The organism is Mesorhizobium sp. KACC 23794 (assembly GCF_052180275.1).
In the GTDB taxonomy this organism is placed as follows: Bacteria; Pseudomonadota; Alphaproteobacteria; order Rhizobiales; family Rhizobiaceae; genus Kumtagia.
Map to the genome: position 1 here is coordinate 2,107,385 of NZ_CP197465.1, position 22,284 is coordinate 2,129,668.

Here is a 22,284-nt window from a genome sequence, read left to right on the forward strand (position 1 = left end):
CTCGCGCTCTCGAAGGCCGTCGGATCAGCGCTGGACCTTGAGGCCCAGGAAGACGCTGTTGGCCGTGTAGGCACGGCCTTCGATGTTGCTTTGCTGGCCGTCATGGCGCAGCCGCCCGGTGATGCCGGCATAGCGGTTCAGCCACCAGGTCGCGCCGACTTCCGCGTTGTAAAGCACGTCGTGCGAATCCGAATCGGCATAGTTGCGGTAGCCGACGCCCAGCTTGGCGTTGGCGGTCAGGTTGGCGCGCACCTGGCGTTCGACCCCGACTTGCACCGCATGCAGGATGGAACCGCTTTCGCCTGCCGTCGTCGTGCCCTCCACGGTCGTGGCGGCCTCGATGTTTACGGTGGTCTCCCGCTCCGGCGACCAGGTGAGGAGGGCGCTGAGGGTCGGCCCTTCGATCGGCACGAGCCGGTCGTCATCGAACTTCTCGCGAATCCAGCCGCCCGCAAATTCTCCGGTCAGCTTCTCGCTGAGGTCGAGTTCGACGCCGGCGCGCGCGCCGTAGCGGTCAGAGGAGCGGCGGTAGCCGGCGCTGTCGACTTTCTCGTCATAGAACTGGCGGCCGCCCTCGATCTCGACAAAGGGTGTGATCGCCGGCGAGATCTCGTATCCGGCGCGCAGCAGACCCGTCACAAGCGTTGCGTTGCGGTCCTTCTGGGAGAGCGTTTCGCCGTCCGAGAGGTCGGCGTCGCCATACACATCGCGAACGACCCGGCCGGTTATGCCGAAACGCGCCTTGCCGACATCCTTGTCGAGGCCGAGGCTGCCGCTGAAGGTCTGGTGGATCGGATCCGAGGCGGTTCCCTCGATTACCACCGGCGACGAAGCGGTCTCCGGCAAACGCAGGTATTCCAACGTGCCGCGCCCTTGAAGCTCTTCGGAGATGTCGAGGTTCAGCGCCGCAACCGCGCCGATGCGCGAGTCCTCCAGCTCGTATCCCGAGAGCGACCTGCGGAAGACGCCATAGGCGTCGAGCGTCGCGGAATGCTGGCTCCAGTCCGAAATGGCGTTCAGCCGCAGCGTGGTCTCCGAAAGCACGGCCCCCTTGCCGTCGACGCTGTAGTTGGCGTTCGAGGTGACGGTGACCCCCTGCTCGATGGTCGGGCGCAGGATGAACGTGCCGACGCGGATGCCCAGAGGAGCGTAAGGGTTCTCCGGCTCGGTGCGCCCGTCGAGCACCTCGATCGCCTCGACCCGGCCGGCATCGTCGGGGACGCCGATCCGCTCGGCAGGCCCTATTGGCTCTGCACGGACGGTTCCGGTCGTGTCGTTCCCCTGGTCCTGGGCCGGTTCTCCGCTTCTCGTATCGCGCGTATTAGCCCGTGCCGGCGCTTCTTGCTGCGCCCGCTTGCGGTCGCGCGCGGTCGAGGGCGGGCGGGCCGCGGGGACGGGCAGGTCGCCGTTGAAGCTTGCCGTGTCTCCCGCATCTTGCGGAAACAATGAGCCGCGCGGCTGGCCCGGCGTATCCGCCGGCGGCTCGTCCGGAACCGCGCCGGGGCTCACGGGAACATAGGCGGGCGGCGCCTGCGTCGCACCGGTGGCCTGTGGATCGGTGGCCTCCGAACCAGGCCGTATGGCGCCCCGCAGGCCACTTGTATCCTGCGCGGATGCCGCGCCCGCCATCACCCATACGCTCGCCGACGCAAGCAGAAGGCCGATCGCCTTCGCGCGCAGGCTGTACGTTGGTTTTGTGCGGACCCGCGGCATGAATTTCCAATGGCTCGGTGACGCCTGCGCGCCATGCTTACCGAACCGTAAATGCGGATGGTTAATGTTGTGTTGCTCGCAGAGCGCGGTGGGCAATCGCGTCTTCGCGGTGGACAGGACGGCGCCAAAGCGCTAATCGGATTCGCATGGTTCTAGCGTCCGTGAAGATACAGCCGGATCGTTCCTTCTCGATTGCATCGGCGATAAGAACGGTGTCGATTGAGCAGGCGGGCGTCGCCGCGCTTCTTGCTGCCCTGAACAACGGCCTGTCCGAACCCTTCGCCAACGCCGTCGAGCTGATCTCCCGCATCCAGGGGCGCGTCATCGTCACCGGTGTCGGCAAGAGCGGCCATATCGGCTCGAAGATCGCCGCGACGATGGCCTCGACCGGAACGCCGGCCTTCTTCGTGCACCCCGCCGAAGCCAACCATGGCGATCTTGGCATGATCGCCAAGAACGATGCCATCATCGCGATGTCCTGGTCCGGCGAGACAGCCGAGCTCAAGGGCATCATCGCCTATTCCCGGCGCTTCTCCATTCCGCTGATCGCTATCACGTCGGGAACCGAGTCGGCGCTGGCGCGGGCCGCCGATGTCGTCATCAACTTGCCGAAGACGCCTGAAGCCTGCCCGCACGGGTTGGCGCCGACGACGTCGACGCTGCAGCAACTGGTGATCGGCGATGCGATGGCGATCGCCTTGCTGGAATTGCGCGGTTTTACGCCCGATCACTTCCGCACCTTCCACCCGGGCGGCCAGCTCGGCGCCAGCCTGACGAAGATCAGCGACATCATGCATACGGGCGACGGCATCCCGACCATCCTCGTCGGTTCGGGCATGAAGGAGGCGATCGTCGCCATGTCGAGCAGACGCTTCGGCTGCGTCGTGGTCGTCGATGCCGAGGGCGGCCTCGCCGGCATCATTACGGACGGCGACCTGCGCCGCAAGATCGGCGAGGACCTGCCGTCGAAGATCGTCGATGAGGTGATGACGCGCAATCCGAAGTGGATCGAGCCTGACGAACTGGCCGCCACCGCGCTGCAACGCATCCAGACATCGTCGATCACCGGGCTGATCGTCGTGGAAGACAACAAGGTCGCGGGCTTCGTCCACCTGCACGACCTGCTCAAGGTCGGCGTCGCCTAGGCGGCGTCAGGCCGCGACCACCACCAGTTCCAGGTCGGCGACCGAAACGACCTTCACCCTGGATCCGACCGGAAGGTCGGGACCCGACACACGCCACATCGTATCGCCGAGCTGTATGCGGCCGTAGCCTTCCTGGATCGGCTCCGTCAGCGTCGCAGTGCGGCCGATCAGCTGTTCGCCGCGGCGGTTGAGCAGCGGCTGGTCGCTTTCGGTCTTGCGCCCACCCATGAGCTTGTAGCCGGCATAGGCCGCGAACAGCGACAGCGCCAGGAAGAGGATCACCTGCACCTGCCAGCCCCAGAACGCCGTGTTCCACAGCGCCAGCGAGAGCGCGCCGACGACGAGGGCCGCAAGGCCGATCCACAGCAGGAAGAAGCCGGGAACCAGTATTTCGATGGCAAGCAGGGCCAGGCCCACCACCATCCAGTTCCATGGCCCGAGCTGGTCGACCAGCCATTCGATCATCCGCGCGTCCTCAGCTCTGGTCCGGCACGCGCGTCACCGGCGGGCGGGCCGGCGAGCGTGGAGCTGGGCCGCCGTCATGCCCGAACACGTCGCGGGCGATTGCCCCGATGCCGCCCAGCGTGCCGATCAGCGAGGATGCCTCCAGCGGCATCAGCACGACCTTGCTGTTGCTCGACGAGGCGATGTGCGACAGCGCCTCGGTGTATTTCTGGGCGACGAAGTAGTTGATCGCCTGGACGTCGCCCTTGGCGATGGCTTCCGACACCACCTGCGTGGCGCGGGCCTCGGCCTCGGCAGCGCGCTCGCGCGCCTCGGCGTCGCGGAAGGCAGCTTCCTTGCGGCCCTCGGCTTCCAGCACCTGCGCCTGCTTCAGGCCCTCGGCTTCAAGAATCTGGGCGCGCTTGTTGCGCTCAGCCATCATCTGGCGGGCCATGGATTCCACCAGGTTCGCCGGCGGGTTGATGTCCTTGATCTCGACGCGCGTCACCTTGATGCCCCACACATGCGCCGCCTCGTCGACGATGCGCAGCAGGCGCTCATTGATCTGGTCGCGGTTGGAGAGCAGCTCGTCGAGATCCATCGAGCCCATGACCGAGCGGATGTTGGTCATGGTGAGGTTCAGGATGGCGTTCTGCAGGTTGGAGACCTGGTAGGCGGCCTGCGCGGCGTTCAGCACCTGGTAGAAGGCGACGCCGTCGACCGCCACGGTGGCGTTGTCGCGGGTGATCACCTCCTGGGTCGGCACGTCCAGCACCTGCTCCATCATGTTCAGCTTGGCGCCGATGCGGTCCATGAAGGGGACGATAAGGTTGAGGCCTGGCGTCAGGGTCCTGGTATAGCGGCCGAAGCGCTCCACCGTGTAGTTGTAGCCCTGGCTGACGGTCCTGATACCGGCGAACAATATTGCGATGACAAAGACTGCAAGCGCGAAGATGGTGATGTCGAAGCCGGTGAAATCCACGCAATTCCCTCCAGTTGCAGCGCCGGCCGCGCCAACAGTGCCGCCCGGCCCCGCGAATCACTTAGGTTGGTTCTGACAGCTATACAATCGGCCTATGTCCGAAAGCCGGGCGATCAGCGCGCAAAGGCGAAGATGTCGGTGTCCGGGTCGTTCTTTCCGGCCAGCGCCGTGGCGATCAGCTCCGAGGCGATCTGCGAATAGGTGATGCCGTTGCCGCCATAACCCATCACCGCGAAGAGGTTTGGCTTGCGCGGGAGAGTCCCGATCATCGGCAGCCCCGTATCGGTCGTGCCGAAGGCCCCGGCCCAGGCGAATTCCGGTGATGTGTCGAGATGCGGGAACATGCGCCGGAGCTTTTGCGAGATTGTCGCGGTCTTTTCCTCGATCATCGAATCGCGCAGGGCCTCGTCGCTGAATTCCTCGTCCTCGCCGCCGCAGATAATGCGACCGTCATGCGTGGAGCGCATGTAGAGATAGGGATCCGACGCCTCCCAGATGAAAGCCGCGCCGGGCCAGACGTTCTGCTTTTGCTGCCGGGTCGCGATGGCAAAGGTCGAGATGACCTGGTGCTTGGTTGCCGGTACCGCGTCCATCAGTTCGTAGCCGGTGGCGAGAACGACGCTCTTCGCCGAAATGACCGGGCCGTCCCTGGTTGCGACCGTCAGGTCGTCCGCTGTCCCGGTGATCCCCGTCGCCTCGACGGGTGCGTAGAGACGCCCCTTGCGTTCGACCACTTTCTTCAAGAGGCCCGCCGTCAGCTTGCGCGGGTCGAGCGCCAGGTTGCCATGGCTGAGCAGCGCGGAACGGCCCTTGATGCCGAAGCGTTCGGCAAGTTCCAGCGGCTTCAGGTAGGTTGTGCGGAGCCCGGCCTGGCGGCGCGTCTCACCTTCTTCCCGCAATTGCGTGGGCGACAGGGCGTTACCGTCGAGGAACAGCGACTGCCGCGGCTCCATCAGGCAGTCGATCTGCAGGTCCTCGATGCGCGCCTGCAAATTGGCGACCGCGAGGCGGGAGCGGCGCCAGGCGGTTTCGGCCTTGCCGCGCCCGATCTTGCCGGCCAGCACCGACAGTGGCTGGTCGATCTCGTATTGCACGAGCGCGGTCGTCGCGGCGGTGGAGCCGACCAGCGGCCCGCGCCGGTCGATGCAAACCACGTCGTGTCCGTTGGCGGTCAGCGCCTCGGCGATCATCGCGCCGCTGATGCCCATGCCGACCACCACGACATCCGTCGTGATGTCCTGCCTCAGATTGCCCGCCGGAACGCCCGGCGCGCGGTAGGCGGACCAGACCGGACGTCCGGTACGAAGATCGAGTTTGCGCTGCATGAGAAAGTTCCAGGTCGGAGGCAAGCGTCAACGGCGCAGCATCGCAGGTGTTCCGCAATGCTCGAAAGCGTGCTCAGATCCAGCCGGAAAGTTCGCGGCGGACCATCGTCTCGACGACCTGCATGCCTTCGACGGAATCGTTGAGGCATGGGATATGCGAAAAATTCTGCCCGCCGGCGTGATGGAAAATCTCCGCCGCCTCGACCGCGATCTCCTCCAGCGTCTCGATGCAGTCGGCGGAAAAGCCGGGATTGATGACGGCGATGGACTTCACGCCGTCGCGCGCCAGCTTCTCCACTGTCTTGTCGGTGTAGGGCTGCAGCCATTCCTGCGCGCCGAAACGTGACTGGAAAGTGGTGACGATCTTCTGCTCGCTCCACCCGAGTTTTTCGCGCAGCAGCCGGATCGTCTCCAGGCAATGGCCGCGATAGGGGTCGCCCTTGTCTGAATAGGGTTTTGGGATGCCGTGAAAGGAGGCGAGCACAACCTCCGGTTCGAACGGCAGCGTTTTCAGATGCGCCTCGATGGAGCGGGCGAGGGCTTCGATATAGACCGGCTCGTGATAGTAGGGCGGCACCGTGCGCACTGCGGGCGCGTTGCGCATTTTTGCCAGCGCGTCGAACAGCTTGTCGTTGGCCGTCGCCGTCGTCGTTGCCGAATATTGCGGATAGAGCGGGAAGGTCAGGATACGATCGCAGCCTTGCGCAACCAGCTTGTCGACGACGCTTTTGGTCGAGGGATTGCCATAGCGCATTGCCCAGTCGACGACGATCCGGTCGTCGCCGGCAAAGACCGCCGCCAGCTTTTCGCCCTGGGCGCGGGTGATGGTTCGCAGCGGCGACTCGTTCCTCTCGCGGTTCCAGATCTTCGCGTAGTTGGCGCCGGATTTGCGCGGGCGGGTGGTGAGCACCGCGCCGTAGAGGATCGGATACCAGACGAAACGCGGCAGTTCGATGACGCGCGGGTCGGACAGGAACTCGCGCAAATAGCGCCACATCGGCCAGAAATCGGTGCCGTCCGGCGTGCCGAGATTGACCAGCATGACGCCGATCTTCGAAGGAGCGACGGGACGCGCATCATCCCCCGTTGTCATGGCGGACGGTTGCCTTGCTCTCGGTCCGGCAGTGGCTGAAGTCATAAGGCTGTGCTCTCCGACCGCCGATACGTAGCCGCAAACCCGCCGAATTCAATGCAGCCTGTGGCCGCACATGAAAACGGCCCGGCGGGAGGCCGGGCCGTTGGCATTCCATTCATCCCACCTCAGTTCGCCGGCGGAATGGTCAGCGTTGCGCCAACCGGAATGAAGCGCGGCTTGAAGGGATTGGCGTCGCCGATCAGGTGCCATTTGGCCCCGTCGCCATACACCTTCTCGGCGATGTCCCAGTAGTTGTCGCCGGCAACGACCACATGCGAGGTCTCGGGCTTGGCGGCCGGAGGCGTGGTCTCGGCAGGCGCGGCGGCGGTTGCCGGAGCCTCCGCGGGAGCGGCGGGTGTCGCGGCCTCGGCGGGATCGGCAGGTGCGGGCTCGCCAGCGGCCGGCGGCGCCTTGGTGATGTCGGCCGATCCGGCCGGAAGTTCCGGCAGCTTCACTTCGGGGGCGGGAGCAGCCGGAGCCGTTGCCGCGGGGGCAGGCTCGGCAGCCGGCGCCGGCTGCGCGGGAGCGGGTTCCGCGGCAGGAGCGGGCTGGGCGGCATCGGCCGGTGCGGCCGCGGCGACCTCGGTGATGCGGCCGTCGATCGCCGGCGTATAGGGGCGATGCGCGGCGAGGTAGTCGGCCACCACCTGTTCGAGGCCCGGACCGTAGTCATAGGCGTTCTTGGCATCGGTGGCGAAGATCTTGTAGCCGTCGCCGCCCTGGCGGACATAGTTGTTGGTGGCTGCGATGTAGGTCTTGTTCGGGTCGATCGGCCCCCAGGCGCCGTTCTCCATGACCTCGACCGACTTGACGCGGCTGCCGGCCGGCGCCGTCTTGTCGAAGGCATATTTCAGGCCGGCGACCTGCGGGAAGCGGCCGGCGCCTTCCTCGATCTGGCCGAGGCCGCTTTCAAGTGCTGCGGTGATGTCCTTGCCGGGAAGCTGGAAGGTGGCGAGCGTATTCTGGAAGGGCAGGACGGTCAGCACTTCGCCCATGGTCACCACACCCTGGTCGATCGAGGCGCGCAGGCCGCCGCCATTCTGGAAGACGATCTGCACGCCCTGGCCCTTGACGCGGTCGAGGATGGCGTCGGCGACGAGGTTGCCCATCTCGCATTCGCGGGTGCGGCAGCTGTCGCGGCTGCCGTCGATCGCCTTGGTCGTCTCGGAGACTTCCTTGTTCTTCAGTTCCTCGATCGGCGCGCCGAGTTCGGCGATGCGCGTCAGCGTGGCTGCGTCCGGCGTGATCGACTTGTCGAGCCAGATCGGATCGCCCCTGGCTTCCTTGACGACGCCTGCATCGTCGAAGGTGACCTGCAACTCGCCCAGCACCTTGGAGTAGGAAGCTGCCTGGACGACGGGCACCTTGTAGCCCTGCGGATTGTCGACCCAGGTCGGGTAGGGGCCTGCCGCCTTGTCCTCGGGCTTGTTCGACAGCAGCGTGTGCGAATGGCCGCCCACCACCACGTCGACGCCCGGAATCTTGGCGATCATCTCCATCTCGCGGGGATAGCCGATGTGGGTGAGGGCGATGATCTTGTCGACGCCCTCGTCCGTCAGCTTCTTCACCTCGGCCGCGATGTTGGCGACGTCGTCCTCGATCTGGATGTTCGGGCCGGGCGAGGCGATCTCCGGGGTGTCGGTGGTCACCGCGCCGATGATGCCGATCTTCTGGCCGCCGACGTCCAGCACCACGGACGGCTTGATCTTGCCGTTGGCCTTCGACTGGTTGTTCGGCTTGATGTTGACGCCGAGGATCGGGAATTTCGCGTTGTCGATGAAGGGCACCAGCGCGTCCTCGCCATCGTCGAATTCGTGGTTGCCGAGCGCCATGGCGTCAAAGCCCATCTGGTTGAGGAACTCCTCCTCGGCCTTGCCCTTGTAGGTCGTGTAGAAAAGCGATCCCTGGAAATTGTCGCCCGCTGACAGCAGGACGACGTTCTGGTCCTTGAGCTTGTCGCGCTCCTGGGCAATGGCTGTGATCAGCCGCGCCGCGCCGCCGAAACATTCGCCTTTCGTCTCCTCCTCCGCCGAGCAGGTCGATTCGTATTTGTTGTTGCTCTCGATGCGGCTGTGCCAGTCGTTGATGTGGAGGATGTTCAATGTGTAGTCGGCAAAGGAGGCGCTGGCGGACATCGCAAGCGTCGAGGCCGACAATGCGGCGAGGGCGGCGAGTTTCTTCATTTTTGTCTCCCGGATACGGCTGGCGGTAAGCTCATAGCGCGCCGCCTTGACCGTTTTCTGACACGGCCGATGCTGGGCATGTTTTCACCGGCGTCCGGCGGATGCAAGCGGAATCAGGGCGCTAAGCGTGATGGGCGCCGGCCTGTTGCCGGAATGAAGCGGTCCCGTGCGGGTGACCCGACGGCAGGCCTATTTTGCATAATCCCGCTCGTCGGAAATCACCTTGCCGTCATTGGGCAAGGCGCCCGGCTTCACCACGGTCACGCTGCCGCCGAGGCGCGTTGCGTCGCGCAGGGCCATGGCTACTGCGTTGGCGTCCAGCCCGTGTCCCGCCTTGGGTTCGACATGCAGCGTCATCGCGTCCATCTCGCCATTGCGGGTCACCACCAGCCGGGCGCGGGCAATCCCGGGCTGCCGGCGCGTTACGTCAGCGATCTGCGCGGGGTCGACGAACATGCCCTTGACCTTGGTGCGTTGGTCGGCGCGGCCCATCCAGCCGCGGATGCGAGTGTTGGTGCGGCCGCAAGGCGAGGGACCGGCAAGCACAGCCGAGAGGTCGCCGGTGCCGAGGCGGACCAGCGGATAGGCGGGATTGAAGCCGGTGACCACCACCTCGCCGACCTCGCCTTCGGGCACGGGATCGCCGGTGCCCGGCCGCACGATCTCGACGATGATGTGTTCGTTGACGACCATTCCGGGATTGGGCGCGCCGTTCGGCCCCGCGGCCTCGTAGGCGATGACGCCGAATTCGGCGGTCGCGTAGCACTGCATGACCGAGACGCCACGCGACAGATATTCACTTCTAAGCGACGGGAACAGGGCGCCCGCCGTTACCAGCGCCTTGCGGAACGAGGACAGGTCCTTGCCCATCTCGGCGGCACGGTCGAGCAGCACTTTCAGAAAATCTGGCGTGCCGCAATAGACCGACGGCTTCAGCCCGGCGGCCGCCTCGACCTGCAGGTCGGTGCTGCCGACGCCGGCGGGGAAGACGGAACAGCCCAGCGCGCGGGCGCCGGCGTCGAGCAGGAAACCGCCGGGCGTCATGTGATGGCTGAAGGTGTTGTGGACGATGTCGCCTCGCCGGACGCCGGCCGCGAAAAAGGCGCGCGCCGTAGCGCGCCCCGCCTCCGGGCGGTCGTCTTCCGGCACCCAGATCGGGCCGGGCGACTGGAAGACGCGCCGGCCTGCGAGCGCGGCCGGGTCGGCAAGTCCGCCGAAGGGCGGGTCCTTCGCCTGGCTCGTCATGATGTCCGACTTGCGCAGGACGGCGAGTTTCGCCAGCGCCGCGCGGTCGGCTATGGTGGCGGGATCGATGCCGCCAAGCCGTTTGGCGAAGGCAGGGGCGGCTTGCTTGGCCCCGGCAAGGAAGACGGGCAATGCGGAAAACAGCGCGTCCTCACGTTGGTCGTGGGATCGTGTTTCAAGCGCGTCGAAGAATTCCGTCATCGGCCGTTCCTCCGGATCGGGGGTGTTATGCCAAGGGTCATTTTGCTTGACCGTCGGCTCCGCCCCTCATCCACCTGCCGGCACCTTCTCCCCGTGAAGGACGGGGAGAAGGGAGAAGCTGCATGGTTGCGGCCAGCCTTCCTTCTCCCCGTTTTTCACGGGGAGAAGGTGCCGGCAGGTGGATGAGGGGCCGCACGAACGGTCAAAGTAAAACAGTCACCGGTACTATCGCAGCACCCTGATCCAGCGCGCAAGGTTGACGAGCGCGATCAGCGCTCCGGCGAGGTAGGTGAAGGCTGCCGCTCGCAACACGCCTTTCACTGCCGGCATGTCCTTGTCATCGACGTAGCGGCCTTCCCTCAGGATCGGCAGTGCCTTGGAAAAGCTCGCGTCGATCTCGACAGGCAGCGTCACCAGCGTGAAGACGACGCGCACGGCGAGCAGGCCGATGCCGATGCCGGCGACAGCCAGGAAGGCGACCGGCGTGCGGGCCAGCGCGCCGAGGAAAGGCGAGGCGATGAAGAAGACGGACGCAAGGCGGTCCGTCGTCATGGCGAGTTTCGCCAATTTCTGGCGCAGGCCGAGCCAGCGGTCGCCATGCGCGTGCTGGATCGCGTGGCCGACCTCGTGCGCGGCGATGGCGACGGCGGCGAGCGAGCGCCCGTCGTGATGCGGCCGCAACAGACGGACGGTGCGGCTTTCGGGATCGTAGTGGTCGCCCCGGTCGGTGGTCTCGACCTTGACGTCTTTCAGGTCGAAGCGGTCGAGTAGGTGGCGGGCAAGCTCGCCGCCGGTGCCTTGCAGGTCCGGCCGGTCCTTGCCGTGCCGGTCGATGGTGAAGCGCACCCAGGCCTGCGGCAGGACGATGATGGCGAGCAGCGCGACGAGGAGGAAAACCATCGCCGCGCCGCGGCAACAGGCGTCAGGCCGTACCGGCGCCGCGCCGCGTCAACACGAACTGCTGGCCCGCAGAACTCGTGCAGTTGAGCTGGGTCGGGGCGACGAGGGCGCAATTCACGTTGGTGGTTGTCTTGCGGATCAGCGAAACCACGGTGATCTCGACAGTATTGCCGTTTACCTTGTAGCTGCCGTCGGCGAGCTTGTTGCCTGTGTCGAGCGCGTTGGTGGTGAAGACGCCGCCGGAAAGCCTCGACACCGCCACGCCGTCGCTGCTCAGCCAGTCGCCCTCGACGCCCGCCGCGGTTGCAGCCGGACCGGAAGGGCCGCCGCTGACGCAGCCGGAAATGCCGGCGGCCAGGATTGCGATGGCGGCTGCATAGCCCAGCCTGCGTGCTTCGATCATCTTTGCGAATCCTCTCCTTGGACTATCGAAAAGCAATCGCCCTATTTCGGGGCGATTGCAAGTTCGACACTAGTCCTGTGGAAGTGCTGTCAGCGCACCAGGACGTTGCGGAACTGCCAGGGGTCTTTTTCGTCGATGTCCTCGGGAAACAGGCCCGGACGGCCCTCAAGCGGCGTCCAGTCGGTGTAATACCCCTCGACCGGTCCGAGATATTGTGACTGCACTTCGAGGCAGCGGCGGTAGTCGACCTCGTCGGTCTCGACGATGCCGGCGTTCGGGTTCTCCAGCGCCCAGACCATGCCGGCGAGCACCGCCGAGGTGACCTGCAGGCCGGTGGCGTTCTGGTAGGGCGCCAGCTTGCGCGCCTCCGCCAGCGACAGGTGCGAGCCGTACCAATAGGCATTCTTGTCGTGGCCGTAGAGCAGCACGCCGAGTTCGTCCGATCCGTCGACCAGTTCGGTCTCGTCCAGCACATGCAGGACGGGCTGCGCCTTGCCGGCCGCGCCGAACATCTCGTCCAGCGACAGCATCGCGTCGTTGCACGGATGGTAGGCGTAGTGGCAGGTCGGACGGAACGTCACGTCGCCGTGCTTGTCGCGGACGGTGAAGTAGTCGGAGATCGAGACCGCCTCGTTGTGGGTGACCAGGAAGCCGTATTGCGCGCCGAGCGTCGGGCACCAGGTGCGCACGCGCGTGTTGGCGCCCGGCTGCTCAAGAAAGATCGCCGACTTGGAGCCCTTCTTGTGCTTCTTGGCGTTCTTGGGAATCCATTTCTCATGCGTGCCCCAGCCGAGTTCGGCGGGCTGCAGGCCTTCCGAGATGAAGCCTTCGACGGACCACGTGTTCCAGAACACGTTGAACGGTTTCGGGTTTTTCGTGCGCTGGGTGTCGCGCTCGGCGATGTGGACGCCCTTGACGCCCGCCTTTTTCATCAGTTTTGCCCAGCCCTCGCGGTCGCCGGCAGCCGGCTCATTGAACTCAAGGCCGATGTCGTTGGCGAGATTGACCAATGCCTGCTTGACGAACCAGGACACCATGCCGGGATTGGCGCCGCAGCAGGAGACTGCGGTGGTGCCGCCGGGATTCTTGCGGATCTCCTCGCGCACGGTCTCGCGCAAAGCGTAGTTGGTGCGGGAGGCGTTGCTGGCGTCCTTGTCGAAATAGAAGCCCAGCCATGGCTCGACGACGGTGTCGACATAGAGCACGCCGAGTTCGCGGCAGAGTTTCATCAGATCCAGCGAGCCGGTGTCGACCGACAGGTTGACGCAAAAACCCTGGCCGCCGCCTTCGGTGAACAGCGGCGTCAGCAGCTTCTTGTAGTTCTTCTTCGTGACCGATTCCTGGAGGAATTTGATGTTGCGCTCGTCGAGCAGCTTTTTGTCGGTGTCGCGCGGGTCGATGACCGTCATGCGCGCCTGATCGAATTTGAAATGGCGCTCGAGGAGAGGAAGCGTGCCGCGTCCGATCGAGCCGAAGCCGATCATTACCACTGGCCCGGTGATCTCACCGTAAACAGGCCATTTGTCTTTCGTCATTTTATGCTAGTCCCTCCATTGAAGCTGGGAGTTGAGCCCGATCAGCGGGCAACCGTACCCGAACACCATAGAACAGTGTCACAATAAAGAGAAATCTCGGATTTTTATGATTCAGGGGTGCGGCTTCATATTCTGCACGTGGCAGCGGAACGCCTGCTGATTTAGCGAAAATTGCAAAAATCTATCGGCTGCGATGCCACTCAATAGTAGCGGAGGATGTGAGGCCGGGCTGGGTGTTCGGCGCCGTCATCGCCCCTTGGAATGCTGTCGAAGCCCCTGCCGGCCCATGGATTTATGCCGTCCCGCAGCCACATCAGCGTGTCCAGCCAGAAGCCCGAGGCGTGGCGGTCGTGGAACAGGCCGAAATGGCCGACCGTCTCCATGCCGAGGTCGGCCGGCGTCAGAAGGGCTTCGGACCGCGCCGCGCCGCGATAATAATCCAGCGCGCGGCGGACGGCGCGCGGCGTGGCGAATTCGTCGTCCGAGACGGTGACTGCCAGGATCGGCGCGGTGACGGCGGCAAATCGCCGAAGCACGTCCTGCCGCTCGGCGCGTGGATGGCTGCGTTCCATCCTCGCCCGGCGAAAGCTCCATTCGTTGGCGACGCCGGCGGGCAGGTCCTCCAGCCAGCCGAGCCGCCTTCCGGGAAAATAGCCGCATGCGGCGGTGACAAGCGGCATGGCGACATGCCATTTCAGGAAGAGCCGCAGACGGCGCTCCGGCGCGTAGTCCGGCCAGTAGGCATATTGCGCGCCAACGGTGAGCATGCGGTCGATCGTCGGCGCGCTTTCGGCCAGGCCGGGCAGCACGCCGCCGATGCTGTGGCCGACGACGAGGCACTGGCTCTCCGGATCGCGGGCCTTGGCGAAACGCAGCACTGCGTCGAAATCCTGCTCGCCCCAATCGCGCCAGCGGTAGCCGCATCCGTGCAGGCGGGCCGGGCGGGACGCTCCGATGCCGCGATAGTCGTAGGTCAGGACGTCGAAGCGGTGGGCGGCGAGGAAGGCGGCGTAGCGCGCGTAATAGCGGGCGGGCACGCCGGTCGCGGGATTGACGATGACGGTCACCTTCCTGCCTCCGTGCGCTCCGGGCCAGAGATGTCCACGCAGGACCACCCCGTCGCGGCAAGGGACAGTGATCTGCTGGCAGGCGTCGGCGATGGTCTGTTGCAGCATGTGACGGACTTCCCCTTGCGCGGAAATGCTTAGCCCCACAGGTCGCTTGATTACACTCACTAGTCGGTATACATAAACCCATGAGTTCGGCCGAACCCTCGACACGCGACCGTATCGTCGCCGCCGCTTCCGAGTTGTTCTACGGGGAGGGCATCCGCGCGGTCAGCGTCGACGCTGTGGCCGAAAAGGCCGGTCTCACAAAGCGCACGCTGTATTATCATTTCGCCAGCAAGGACGACCTGATCGCCGCCTATCTGCAGCAGCGGGAGCAGCCGAACCTGGCGCGGTTCCGGCGCTGGTACGCCGAGGCCGAGGGCGACGCCGCCGAGAAGACACGTGCTGTTTTCCGCAATCTCGCGCGTTCGGCGCGCCGGCCGAGCTGGAAAGGGTGCGCGTTCCTCCGCACGTCTGCGGAACTTGCCAACATGCCGGGACACCCGGCCATCAAGATCGGCGCCGCCCACAAGAAAGATTTTGAGATCTGGTTCGCGGCGACCTTCGAGGCTGAAGGGCTTGCCAACGCGGCCCTCCTGGCGCGGCAGGTTGTGCTGCTGCTCGACGGCTCCTTCGCCGTCGTCCTGCTGCATCGCGATCCCGCCTACATGGAGGCGGCGGGCGAGGCGGCTTTCACCTTGGTGAATGCCGCCAGCAGGCGTGTGCTTGCTGGGAAATAAGAGAGCCGACCAGAACCGTCGCTAGGAGGCGGCGATCTCTTCCAGACGCTCGACCAGCCCTTGCCGGTCGGCGGTCAGACCCTTGTAGTCGAGTTGCGCCTCTTCCATCGCCGCCACCTGCTCCGCGAAGGATTTCGCCAGCACGGCGCGGTCGGGATGTCCTCGCAGCACCGTCAGCGGATCGAGATGGATGCGGATGGTGAACAGGATGTCGCCGGAGACCGGCAGTTTTCGCAACGTCTGCCGCTCGACGCGGATGACGGCGGCTTCGACCTCGCCATTGGGGAATTTCGAGGGGCGCTGCTCGGCACGTGCCGTCCGCTCAATGTTGGAGAGCGGATGATAGAGGTCGCGATTGGCCTGGATGGACCAGTTCCACCGCAGCACGGGCTGCTCGACCTTGAGGCTGTCGAACATGCGGTTGATGAGTTCGGCCATGCGGGTTCCCGGCCCGAAGGCGGGGACGGGCTTGTGGATGTCCTGGAGCGGATGGCCGAATTTCTCCAGCAGCGACCAGGAGGAGGGGAAGCAGAGCGACCCGGCGGCAAGACGCCATCCGGCCTCGCTCCGACGCATCAGGATGAGGTCTTCCTGGACCAGCAGCGAAGCGGTGCGCAAAGGCGCATGGCCTGTTTCAGCCGCCTGTCGCAGTCTCTGGGCAAGCGCCGCCTGCTCGGCCGGCAGCGGAAACAGGCGCGCCGCATGGGTCGAAAGGTGGGTGGCCGCCAGGTCAAGCACCTCCTGCTGGGCAGCGCGGGTGTCGGCCTCCTCGACGAAGACCTTTTCGGGAATGGTCGCGTAAAGCCGCGCCTTCTCGCCAAGATAGGCTTCGTAATGTCCGTCGATCTCCAGCCAGGTGCTGGGGTCGAGCGGTCTCAAGCCGATCGAGAACGGCTTCGACGAGCCGTCATAGGGCGTGTGGGTGGGGAGCAAGGTTACCACTTTTCAGGTCGGTTTTGGCTCGTATGCCAAATGCGAAGAATGTAGAGAACGCCAGGACGCACCTTGTACGGAATAAGGTAGGGCAGCCCCGGAACCGACCACTCCCGCGTCTTGCCTGACGGGCTCGGCCTGCCAATCTCCGGATGGGCACGGATGAGGAGAAAAGCCTTTACAAGACGACCCGAGACATCATCCGCAGCGTTCTGGTTATCCACGCCGATGTAGGCGCGTAGGGCCGACAGGTCGCGCTCAGCCGATCGGGATAGCTTGATCCTCACTAGGCGACTTTGGATTTGCGAACACTGGGCGACGGCAGTTCGTTAGGTTTACCCCATGATTCGAGCCATTTTATCACTTCCTCGCCGTCGACTGTTTCGCCCCTTTCGATCTCAAGCTCCGCTTCTTCGATCGCCGCCAGATAGGCGCGGCGCTCGGCCAGATGCGCCTCGACGGCCTCCTTGACGATGAAGGCGCTGGAGCGCTGCGTCGCCTGGGCGTATTCCTCGAGTTCCCTCCGGGTCTCGGCGGGAAGGCGCACCGAAAAAGTTTCGCTCGCGGCCATGGTATTGTTTCCGAACACAGGTGAACTCAAGCGAACGCAATGTATACGGCGTCGCCTTCGCCGTCAAATTATTGCGTTCCGAAACCAGCCGCCGGTGCAGCGGAAATCCTGGCATCGATCAGTCCGCGCAGCGAATTGCCGACGAAGATTTTTTTCGCGGTCCAGAGATCGTGCAACGTCAGGACGGCTTCTCGCGCTCTGCCGCCATCCAGCAATTCTGCGCGCAGGACGCCGGGCAGTAGTCCGCATGACAGCGCTGGCGTAAGCAGTGCTTTCTCGCCCATGTCGAGGAAAATGCTGGTGATCGTGCCCTCGCAGATTTCGCCGCGCTCGTTGAGCAGCAGCATCTCGTCGGCCTGCTCGCGCGGAAATTCGGCGCGGGCCGCTTCGTAGAGCGCGCGGCGGGTCGTCTTGTGGCGCAGCAACGGGTCGGATGAATCGAGCCGCGTGCCGGCGATGCGCAAGGTCCACACCGTGCCTTCCGGGAGCGGTTCGAAGGGTTGGGTCACGCCGGTCGCCGAACCGTCGGCGGTGAGCGCCAGCCGCACGCGCAGCGGACCACGCTCGCCCTCGCAGTTGTGCAGCGTCTCTTCAATGCGTTGAGGATCGGCCGGGAAACCGAGGGCGGCGGTGGACGCGTAAAGCCGCGCCAGATGCCGCTCCAGCCGGATGAAGCCGGCAGCGGGCTCCCAGCGCAGCGTCTCGATCAGGTCGAAGCCGGGACCGTTCCCGTGGCGAAGCGCGCCTTCAGCAGACATTCCTGGTACTCCGACTCGGCAGTCGAATCGAAAACGATGCCGCCGCCGACATTGTAGACGGCTTCGCCATCGGGAAAGAGCGAGATGGTGCGGATCGCCACGGAAAAGCGCATCGGTCCGCCGGGCGCGATCCAGCCGATTGCGCCGCAATAGACATCGCGCGGTGTGCGTTCCAGGTCGTGAAGTATCTCCATCGCCCGGATTTTCGGCGCGCCGGTGATCGAACCGCATGGGAAAAGCGCCGCGAAAATGTCGCGGATCGTGAGGTCCGGCAGGAGCTTCGCACGCACCCGGCTGACCATTGTGTGCAGGGTCGGATAGGTCTCGACCTTGAAGAGTTCGGGGACATCCAGCGTGCCGACCTCGCTGACCAGCGAGATGTCGTTGCGCAAGAGGTCGACGATCATGCGGTTTTCCGCCTGGTTCTTCGGATCGTTACGCAGTTCTTCCCTGAGCCGCTTGTCCTCGGTCTTCGTCGCACCGCGGGGCGCTGTGCCCTTCATCGGGTGTGTTTCGATCCACCCATCCTGGCCGATCTCGAAAAACAGTTCCGGGGAGCGCGACAACACGACCGGGCCACCGAGATCGACAAGCGCGCCGTATTTTACCGGCTGGCGCGCCGTCAGCGCCTCGAACGCGGCAAGCGGCTCGCCCGTCCAGTGAGCGCGGATCGGGAAGGTTAGGTTGCCCTGGTAGCAATCGCCAGCGCGCAGGTGGCCGTGCAGTTTCGCGAAGCGGCGCGCGTAGTCTTCGAACGACCAGCTTGCCTGTGCATCGAAGATCGGACTGTTGCTGGGGACTGCGGGTGCTCGCGTCGGCGGGCTGTCCGAGGGGCCGTCGAAGACGCCAAGGCAGACGAGCGGCGCGCGCCGTCCTTCCGGCAGCAGCGGCACCAGTTTCGGCTCCAGCAGATAGCCGGCTTCGTAGGAAAAATAGCCGGCCAGCCATTTTCCCGCGCGCCGCGCCGCCTCGGCCGCTTCAAGCGCTTTGTAGAAAGCTTTTGGCGTATCCGCCGAGATAATGTCGTGCGGCCGCTCGAACAGCACGTCATGGCCGGCCGGATCGTCGCGGAACAGGACGAAGGGGTCAGATGGCTTGGCCATTCAATCGGTCAATCAGAGGTCAATATTTATTTCGCGTGCTCGACGCTGGCCACGTTCGCAGCCCGGTGTCATTGCCGCGTATGGTGAAACTAGCCGCCGCGCTGGGCATTGCCTATTGCCAACTCGGAGGATGGAGACAGCCTCCCGATATCTGGCGTCCGGCGCTGCCATGGCGGCAGCGGCGCGTTTCAATCCAGCGCTTCCAACTCGTCGATCAAGCCGGAAATAACCGAAAGTCCCTTGCCCCAGAAGGCAGGGTCGGAGGCATCGAGGCCGAACGGCGCCAGCAATTCCGAATGATGCTTGGTGCCGCCGGCGCGCAGCATATCGAAATATTTCTCCTGAAAGCCTTTCTCGGCGTTCTGGTAGACCGCGAACAGCGAGTTCACCAGGCAATCGCCGAAGGCGTAGGCGTAGACGTAGAAGGGCGAGTGGATGAAGTGCGGGATGTAGGTCCAGAAGGTCTCGTAGCCTTCGCGCAGTTCGATCGCGTCGCCCAGGCTTTCCTTCTGCACCTCCAGCCAGAACTGGCCGAGCCGGTCGGCGGTCAGTTCGCCGTTGCGGCGCTCCGCATGCACTTTGCGCTCGAATTCGTAGAAGGCGATCTGGCGAACCACCGTGTTGATCATGTCCTCGACCTTCTGGGCGAGCATCGCCTTGCGTTCGCGCCGGTCGGTGGTCCTGTCGAGCAGAGAGCGGAAGGTCAGCATCTCGCCGAACACCGAGGCGGTTTCGGCCAGCGTCAGCGGCGTCGACGACATCAGCGGCCCCTGTGCGCCCGCCAGAACCTGGTGCACGCCGTGGCCGAGTTCGTGCGCCAGCGTCATCACGTCGCGCGGCTTGCCCATGTAGTTCAGCATCACATAGGGGTGCGCCGAAGGCACGGTCGGATGCGCGAAGGCCCCCGGCGCCTTGCCGGGGCGCACCGGCGCATCGATCCACTTGCGGTCGAAGAAGCCGCGCGCGATGTCGGCCATCTCGGGCGAGAAGCGGTGATAGGCGGTCAGGACCGTGTTCTTGGCTTCGTCCCATCCGATCGTCGCCTTCGGGGTTTCGGGCAAGGGCGCGTTGCGGTCCCAGTGGTTCATCTTCTTCATGCCGAGCCACCGCGCCTTCATCCGATAGTATCGATGCGACAGGTCGGGATAGGCTTTCTGGACGGCGGCCGAAAGCGCGTTGACGACATCTGGCTCGACGCGATTGGCAAGATGGCGGGAGTCTGAGATGTCCTGAAAACCGCGCCAGCGGTCGGAGATTTCCTTGTCCTTGGCCAGCGTGTTGGTGATCAGAGTGAAGACGCGCAGGTTTTCCTTAAAAGTCTTGGCCAGCGCCTCGGCCGCCTTCTGGCGCACTTTCGGATTTGGATCCTGAAGCTTGTTCAGCGCCGGCTCCAGCGTCAGTTCCTCGCCATCGATTGTGAAACGCAGCGCAGTCATGGTCTCGTCGAACAGCCGGTTCCAGGCGCCGCGTCCGGTCACCGATTTCTCGTGGAAAAGCTGCTCGATGCGATCTTCGAGCTGGTAGGGTTTGTCCTTCCTGAGATCGAGCACCCAGGGTCTGTAGTGACCGAAGGTCGGGTCGGCATCGAGGGCCGAGGCGATCAGTTCATCGTCGACCAGATTGAGTTCGAGTGCGAAGAACAGCAGATGCGCACTGGCGTCCGTCATCTTCTCCTGCACGTCGCCATAAAACTTGGCGCGCTGCGGATCGGCGGTGTTGCCGGCGTAGACAAGGCCGGCATAGGAGGCGATGCGCCCCATCAGCTCTTCCAGCGCCTCGTATTCCTTGAGGGCCTGCCCGACCCGGCCGGATGCGCCCGCCGCGGCCTCGGACGACAGCGTTCCCTTCCAGCGTTTTTCGAACGCTATCGCCTGATCGGCGGAAAGCGCCAGGTCGCGCTTCAGCTCGGGAGACTCCATGCCCGGATAGAGGTCGCCGAGATCCCATTCCGGCAAGTCGCCGAGCGTTGCCGAGCCGAGCGCCGTCACAGCGGCGTGAGCTTTCCGTTCCGAGACAAAACGCATTGCAATCCCTTTCCGATCATTCTGGAACGGCCGCGATTGGTGATAAGTTCAGCCGGAACTTTAAAAGCTTATTTAGGTCCGGCTGCCACTATCATCCAGACGGCATTCATGGCCAGAACGGTTTTTCCGCGTATGTCTAAGCGACCATGACGGCACGTATCCTTCTCGTCGACGACGATCCCGTGCAACGGCGCTTGCTGGAGGCCGCCGTCACGCGGTTCGGCTATGCGGCGGCGATTGCCGCCGACGGCGAGGCGGCGCTCGCCATGCTGGATGGACCCGACGGCAAGGGGATTTCGGCCGTCATCCTCGACCTTCAGATGCCGGGCCTCGACGGGCTCGGCGTGTTGAAGGCCATGGCCGAACGCGGCCTGGAACTGCCGGTCATCGTCCAGACCTCGCAGGGCGGCATAGAGACCGTCGTCAACGCCATGCGCCACGGCGCCTTCGACTTTGTCGTCAAGCCGGCCTCGCCGGAGCGGCTGAAGGTGGCGCTTGGCAATGCGCTCAAGGTCGAGACGCGCGGCGACGAGGCCAAGCGCGCGGCACGCCGCACGACCGGCACCATGAGTTTTGCAGATATCGTCACCAGAAGCCCGGCAATGGACAAGGCGCTGCGGCTCGCCCGCAAGGCCGCCGCGTCGAACATCCCGATCCTGATCGAAGGCGAATCCGGCGTCGGCAAGGAGATGGTGGCGCGCGCCATCCAGGGCACGGGCGACCGTGCCGGCAAGCCGTTCGTCACCGTGAATTGCGGCGCGATCCCGGAAAACCTCGTCGAATCGATCCTGTTCGGCCACGAGAAAGGGTCGTTCACCGGCGCGACCGAAAAGCATGCCGGAAAATTTGTCGAGGCAAATGGCGGCACCCTGTTCCTCGACGAGATCGGCGACTTGCCGCTCGACGTGCAGGTGAAGCTGCTGCGCGCCGTGCAGGAGGGCGAGATCGATCCGGTCGGCGGGCGCGCCACCGTCAAGGTCGACATCCGCCTGGTCTCGGCCACCCACCGCGACCTGCTGCAGCGGGTGAAGGACGGCGGCTTCCGCGAGGACCTCTTCTATCGCCTCAACGTCTATCCGATCGTCGTGCCGCCGCTGCGCAGCCGGCGCGAGGACATCGAATTGCTGACCCGGCATTTCCTGTCGCGTTTTTCGGCGAGCGAGACCAAGGGCCGGGTGCGGGCGATCTCGCCCCGGGCGCTCGCCATGCTGGAGGCCTATGACTGGCCGGGCAACATCCGCCAGCTCGAAAACGCGATCTTCCGCGCCACGGTGCTTTGCGACGGCGACACGCTGACCGAAGAGGAATTCCCGCAGATCCGGGCGCAGGTCGAGGGCACCGTGGACCTCGACCAGGAGAATGACGCGGACGCCGATTCGCGCGCCTATCTCGAACCCGACCTGTTTGCCGGGATTGCGGCCGCCGAGCCGCCGCCGTCCCAAACCATCCCCGCGGCGGGCATCTTGCGGGCGCTTGACGAGAGCGGCGAAATGCGGCTGCTGTCGGATGTCGAATACGACATGATCGTGATGGCGATCGATCATTACAGCGGCCAGATGAGCGAGGTCGCGCGGCGCCTGGGCATCGGCCGGTCGACGCTCTACCGCAAGCTCAAGGAATACGGCATCGACCCGGAAACCGGCCGTTCCGAGCGTATCGCCTCATAGCCGAATCAGTCCTTATTACAGGCGCAGGCTGGGCTTCGCCGACAGCATCGCGTAAGGTTGGCGGCGTAATCCTGTCGTTAACCATGTCGCCGAAGGCTTGGATTTGGACAGGATATCGCCACGCTGTTACCGCATTTCAGCTTCAATAAGCTGTGATTAACCATTAGG

The 22,284-nt window shown here is 64.7% G+C and carries 20 protein-coding genes; 3 read left to right on the forward strand and 17 right to left on the reverse strand.

All coding sequences use genetic code 11. From position 1 onward, the window contains the following. Positions 1–24: 24 nt before the first annotated feature. Positions 25–1,713 carry an outer membrane beta-barrel protein gene (locus tag ACSBOB_RS10325; RefSeq protein WP_442582307.1) on the reverse strand — a complete coding sequence of 563 codons (1,689 nt, stop codon included), beginning with the start codon at positions 1,711–1,713 and terminating at the stop codon, positions 25–27. Between the two features lie 146 nt (positions 1,714–1,859). On the opposite strand from ACSBOB_RS10325, the gene ACSBOB_RS10330 reads away from it, so the two are divergent. Further along, positions 1,860–2,858: a KpsF/GutQ family sugar-phosphate isomerase gene (locus ACSBOB_RS10330; RefSeq protein WP_442582308.1), complete on the forward strand. Its 999-nt coding sequence runs from the start codon at positions 1,860–1,862 to the stop codon at positions 2,856–2,858. A gap of 6 nt (positions 2,859–2,864) precedes the next feature. Here ACSBOB_RS10330 and ACSBOB_RS10335 read toward each other — a convergent pair whose 3' ends face one another. The 10 genes from ACSBOB_RS10335 to ACSBOB_RS10380 all read right to left on the reverse strand — a co-directional run bounded on the left by ACSBOB_RS10335 (position 2,865) and on the right by ACSBOB_RS10380 (position 14,386). Then, on the reverse strand, positions 2,865–3,323 hold the full coding sequence (locus tag ACSBOB_RS10335; RefSeq protein WP_442582309.1) for an NfeD family protein: 459 nt from the start codon (positions 3,321–3,323) through the stop codon (positions 2,865–2,867). 10 nt (positions 3,324–3,333) lie between these two features. Then, positions 3,334–4,284, reverse strand: coding sequence for an SPFH domain-containing protein (locus ACSBOB_RS10340; protein WP_442582310.1), 951 nt, complete (start codon positions 4,282–4,284; stop codon positions 3,334–3,336). A 113-nt stretch (positions 4,285–4,397) separates the two neighbouring features. Then, complete coding sequence (locus ACSBOB_RS10345; protein WP_442582311.1) at positions 4,398–5,609, reverse strand: NAD(P)/FAD-dependent oxidoreductase; 1,212 nt, start codon at positions 5,607–5,609, stop codon at positions 4,398–4,400. A 73-nt stretch (positions 5,610–5,682) separates the two neighbouring features. After that, entirely contained in the window at positions 5,683–6,702 is a 1,020-nt protein-coding gene (gene hemH / locus ACSBOB_RS10350; protein ID WP_442582312.1) for a ferrochelatase, read from the reverse strand. A 167-nt stretch (positions 6,703–6,869) separates the two neighbouring features. Beyond that, positions 6,870–8,927 (reverse strand): 5'-nucleotidase C-terminal domain-containing protein, encoded by a 2,058-nt coding sequence (locus ACSBOB_RS10355; protein WP_442582313.1) that lies wholly within the window; start codon positions 8,925–8,927, stop codon positions 6,870–6,872. A gap of 189 nt (positions 8,928–9,116) precedes the next feature. Next, the gene (locus tag ACSBOB_RS10360; RefSeq protein WP_442582314.1) at positions 9,117–10,373 is read right to left on the reverse strand and encodes a phenylacetate--CoA ligase family protein; all 1,257 of its coding nucleotides are present in this window, start codon (positions 10,371–10,373) and stop codon (positions 9,117–9,119) included. Between the two features lie 225 nt (positions 10,374–10,598). Then, positions 10,599–11,273: a zinc metallopeptidase gene (locus ACSBOB_RS10365; protein WP_442582315.1), complete on the reverse strand. Its 675-nt coding sequence runs from the start codon at positions 11,271–11,273 to the stop codon at positions 10,599–10,601. 22 nt (positions 11,274–11,295) lie between these two features. Next, positions 11,296–11,676 carry a hypothetical protein gene (locus tag ACSBOB_RS10370; protein ID WP_442582316.1) on the reverse strand — a complete coding sequence of 127 codons (381 nt, stop codon included), beginning with the start codon at positions 11,674–11,676 and terminating at the stop codon, positions 11,296–11,298. An 89-nt stretch (positions 11,677–11,765) separates the two neighbouring features. After that, positions 11,766–13,211: a homospermidine synthase gene (locus tag ACSBOB_RS10375; RefSeq protein ID WP_442582317.1), complete on the reverse strand. Its 1,446-nt coding sequence runs from the start codon at positions 13,209–13,211 to the stop codon at positions 11,766–11,768. A gap of 200 nt (positions 13,212–13,411) precedes the next feature. Then, positions 13,412–14,386 carry an alpha/beta hydrolase family protein gene (locus ACSBOB_RS10380; protein ID WP_442582318.1) on the reverse strand — a complete coding sequence of 325 codons (975 nt, stop codon included), beginning with the start codon at positions 14,384–14,386 and terminating at the stop codon, positions 13,412–13,414. Between the two features lie 80 nt (positions 14,387–14,466). On the opposite strand from ACSBOB_RS10380, the gene ACSBOB_RS10385 reads away from it, so the two are divergent. Further along, positions 14,467–15,060 carry a TetR/AcrR family transcriptional regulator gene (locus ACSBOB_RS10385; protein ID WP_442582319.1) on the forward strand — a complete coding sequence of 198 codons (594 nt, stop codon included), beginning with the start codon at positions 14,467–14,469 and terminating at the stop codon, positions 15,058–15,060. Positions 15,061–15,081: 21 nt separating this feature from the next. Here the strand turns inward: ACSBOB_RS10385 and ACSBOB_RS10390 are convergent, their stop codons facing one another. From ACSBOB_RS10390 to ACSBOB_RS10415, 6 genes are all read right to left on the reverse strand, one after another. Next, positions 15,082–16,002 (reverse strand): heme-dependent oxidative N-demethylase family protein, encoded by a 921-nt coding sequence (locus ACSBOB_RS10390; protein WP_442582320.1) that lies wholly within the window; start codon positions 16,000–16,002, stop codon positions 15,082–15,084. Next, positions 15,996–16,280 (reverse strand): type II toxin-antitoxin system RelE/ParE family toxin, encoded by a 285-nt coding sequence (locus ACSBOB_RS10395; protein ID WP_442582321.1) that lies wholly within the window; start codon positions 16,278–16,280, stop codon positions 15,996–15,998. The genes ACSBOB_RS10390 and ACSBOB_RS10395 overlap by 7 nt, the downstream gene beginning before the upstream one ends. Further along, on the reverse strand, positions 16,280–16,564 hold the full coding sequence (locus ACSBOB_RS10400; protein ID WP_442582322.1) for a CopG family ribbon-helix-helix protein: 285 nt from the start codon (positions 16,562–16,564) through the stop codon (positions 16,280–16,282). The genes ACSBOB_RS10395 and ACSBOB_RS10400 overlap by 1 nt, the downstream gene beginning before the upstream one ends. A 68-nt stretch (positions 16,565–16,632) precedes the next feature. Continuing rightward, positions 16,633–17,322, reverse strand: coding sequence for an aminotransferase class IV family protein (locus ACSBOB_RS10405; protein WP_442582323.1), 690 nt, complete (start codon positions 17,320–17,322; stop codon positions 16,633–16,635). Then, positions 17,271–18,425: an aminodeoxychorismate synthase component I gene (locus ACSBOB_RS10410; protein ID WP_442582324.1), complete on the reverse strand. Its 1,155-nt coding sequence runs from the start codon at positions 18,423–18,425 to the stop codon at positions 17,271–17,273. Before ACSBOB_RS10410 ends, ACSBOB_RS10405 begins: the two co-directional genes overlap by 52 nt. A gap of 188 nt (positions 18,426–18,613) precedes the next feature. Next, the gene (locus ACSBOB_RS10415) at positions 18,614–20,449 is read right to left on the reverse strand and encodes a M3 family oligoendopeptidase (protein WP_442582325.1); all 1,836 of its coding nucleotides are present in this window, start codon (positions 20,447–20,449) and stop codon (positions 18,614–18,616) included. A gap of 146 nt (positions 20,450–20,595) precedes the next feature. Between ACSBOB_RS10415 and ACSBOB_RS10420 the strand changes: the two genes are divergently transcribed. Continuing rightward, entirely contained in the window at positions 20,596–22,116 is a 1,521-nt protein-coding gene (locus ACSBOB_RS10420) for a sigma-54-dependent transcriptional regulator (RefSeq protein WP_442582326.1), read from the forward strand. Positions 22,117–22,284 lie beyond the last annotated feature (168 nt).

Excerpts from the sequence above, each read along its gene's own strand:
- ACSBOB_RS10325 (WP_442582307.1), bottom strand. The coding sequence starts at position 1,713 with ATGCCGCGGGTCCGCACAAAACCAACGTACAGCCTGCGCGCGAAGGCG.
- ACSBOB_RS10330 (WP_442582308.1), top strand. The coding sequence starts at position 1,860 with ATGGTTCTAGCGTCCGTGAAGATACAGCCGGATCGTTCCTTCTCGATT.
- ACSBOB_RS10335 (WP_442582309.1), bottom strand. The coding sequence starts at position 3,323 with ATGATCGAATGGCTGGTCGACCAGCTCGGGCCATGGAACTGGATGGTG.
- ACSBOB_RS10345 (WP_442582311.1), bottom strand. The coding sequence starts at position 5,609 with ATGCAGCGCAAACTCGATCTTCGTACCGGACGTCCGGTCTGGTCCGCC.
- hemH (WP_442582312.1), bottom strand. The coding sequence starts at position 6,702 with ATGACAACGGGGGATGATGCGCGTCCCGTCGCTCCTTCGAAGATCGGC.
- ACSBOB_RS10355 (WP_442582313.1), bottom strand. The coding sequence starts at position 8,927 with ATGAAGAAACTCGCCGCCCTCGCCGCATTGTCGGCCTCGACGCTTGCG.
- ACSBOB_RS10360 (WP_442582314.1), bottom strand. The coding sequence starts at position 10,373 with ATGACGGAATTCTTCGACGCGCTTGAAACACGATCCCACGACCAACGT.
- ACSBOB_RS10365 (WP_442582315.1), bottom strand. The coding sequence starts at position 11,273 with ATGGTTTTCCTCCTCGTCGCGCTGCTCGCCATCATCGTCCTGCCGCAG.
- ACSBOB_RS10370 (WP_442582316.1), bottom strand. The coding sequence starts at position 11,676 with ATGATCGAAGCACGCAGGCTGGGCTATGCAGCCGCCATCGCAATCCTG.
- ACSBOB_RS10375 (WP_442582317.1), bottom strand. The coding sequence starts at position 13,211 with ATGACGAAAGACAAATGGCCTGTTTACGGTGAGATCACCGGGCCAGTG.
- ACSBOB_RS10380 (WP_442582318.1), bottom strand. The coding sequence starts at position 14,386 with ATGCTGCAACAGACCATCGCCGACGCCTGCCAGCAGATCACTGTCCCT.
- ACSBOB_RS10385 (WP_442582319.1), top strand. The coding sequence starts at position 14,467 with ATGAGTTCGGCCGAACCCTCGACACGCGACCGTATCGTCGCCGCCGCT.
- ACSBOB_RS10400 (WP_442582322.1), bottom strand. The coding sequence starts at position 16,564 with ATGGCCGCGAGCGAAACTTTTTCGGTGCGCCTTCCCGCCGAGACCCGG.
- ACSBOB_RS10405 (WP_442582323.1), bottom strand. The coding sequence starts at position 17,322 with ATGTCTGCTGAAGGCGCGCTTCGCCACGGGAACGGTCCCGGCTTCGAC.
- ACSBOB_RS10410 (WP_442582324.1), bottom strand. The coding sequence starts at position 18,425 with ATGGCCAAGCCATCTGACCCCTTCGTCCTGTTCCGCGACGATCCGGCC.
- ACSBOB_RS10415 (WP_442582325.1), bottom strand. The coding sequence starts at position 20,449 with ATGCGTTTTGTCTCGGAACGGAAAGCTCACGCCGCTGTGACGGCGCTC.
- ACSBOB_RS10420 (WP_442582326.1), top strand. The coding sequence starts at position 20,596 with ATGACGGCACGTATCCTTCTCGTCGACGACGATCCCGTGCAACGGCGC.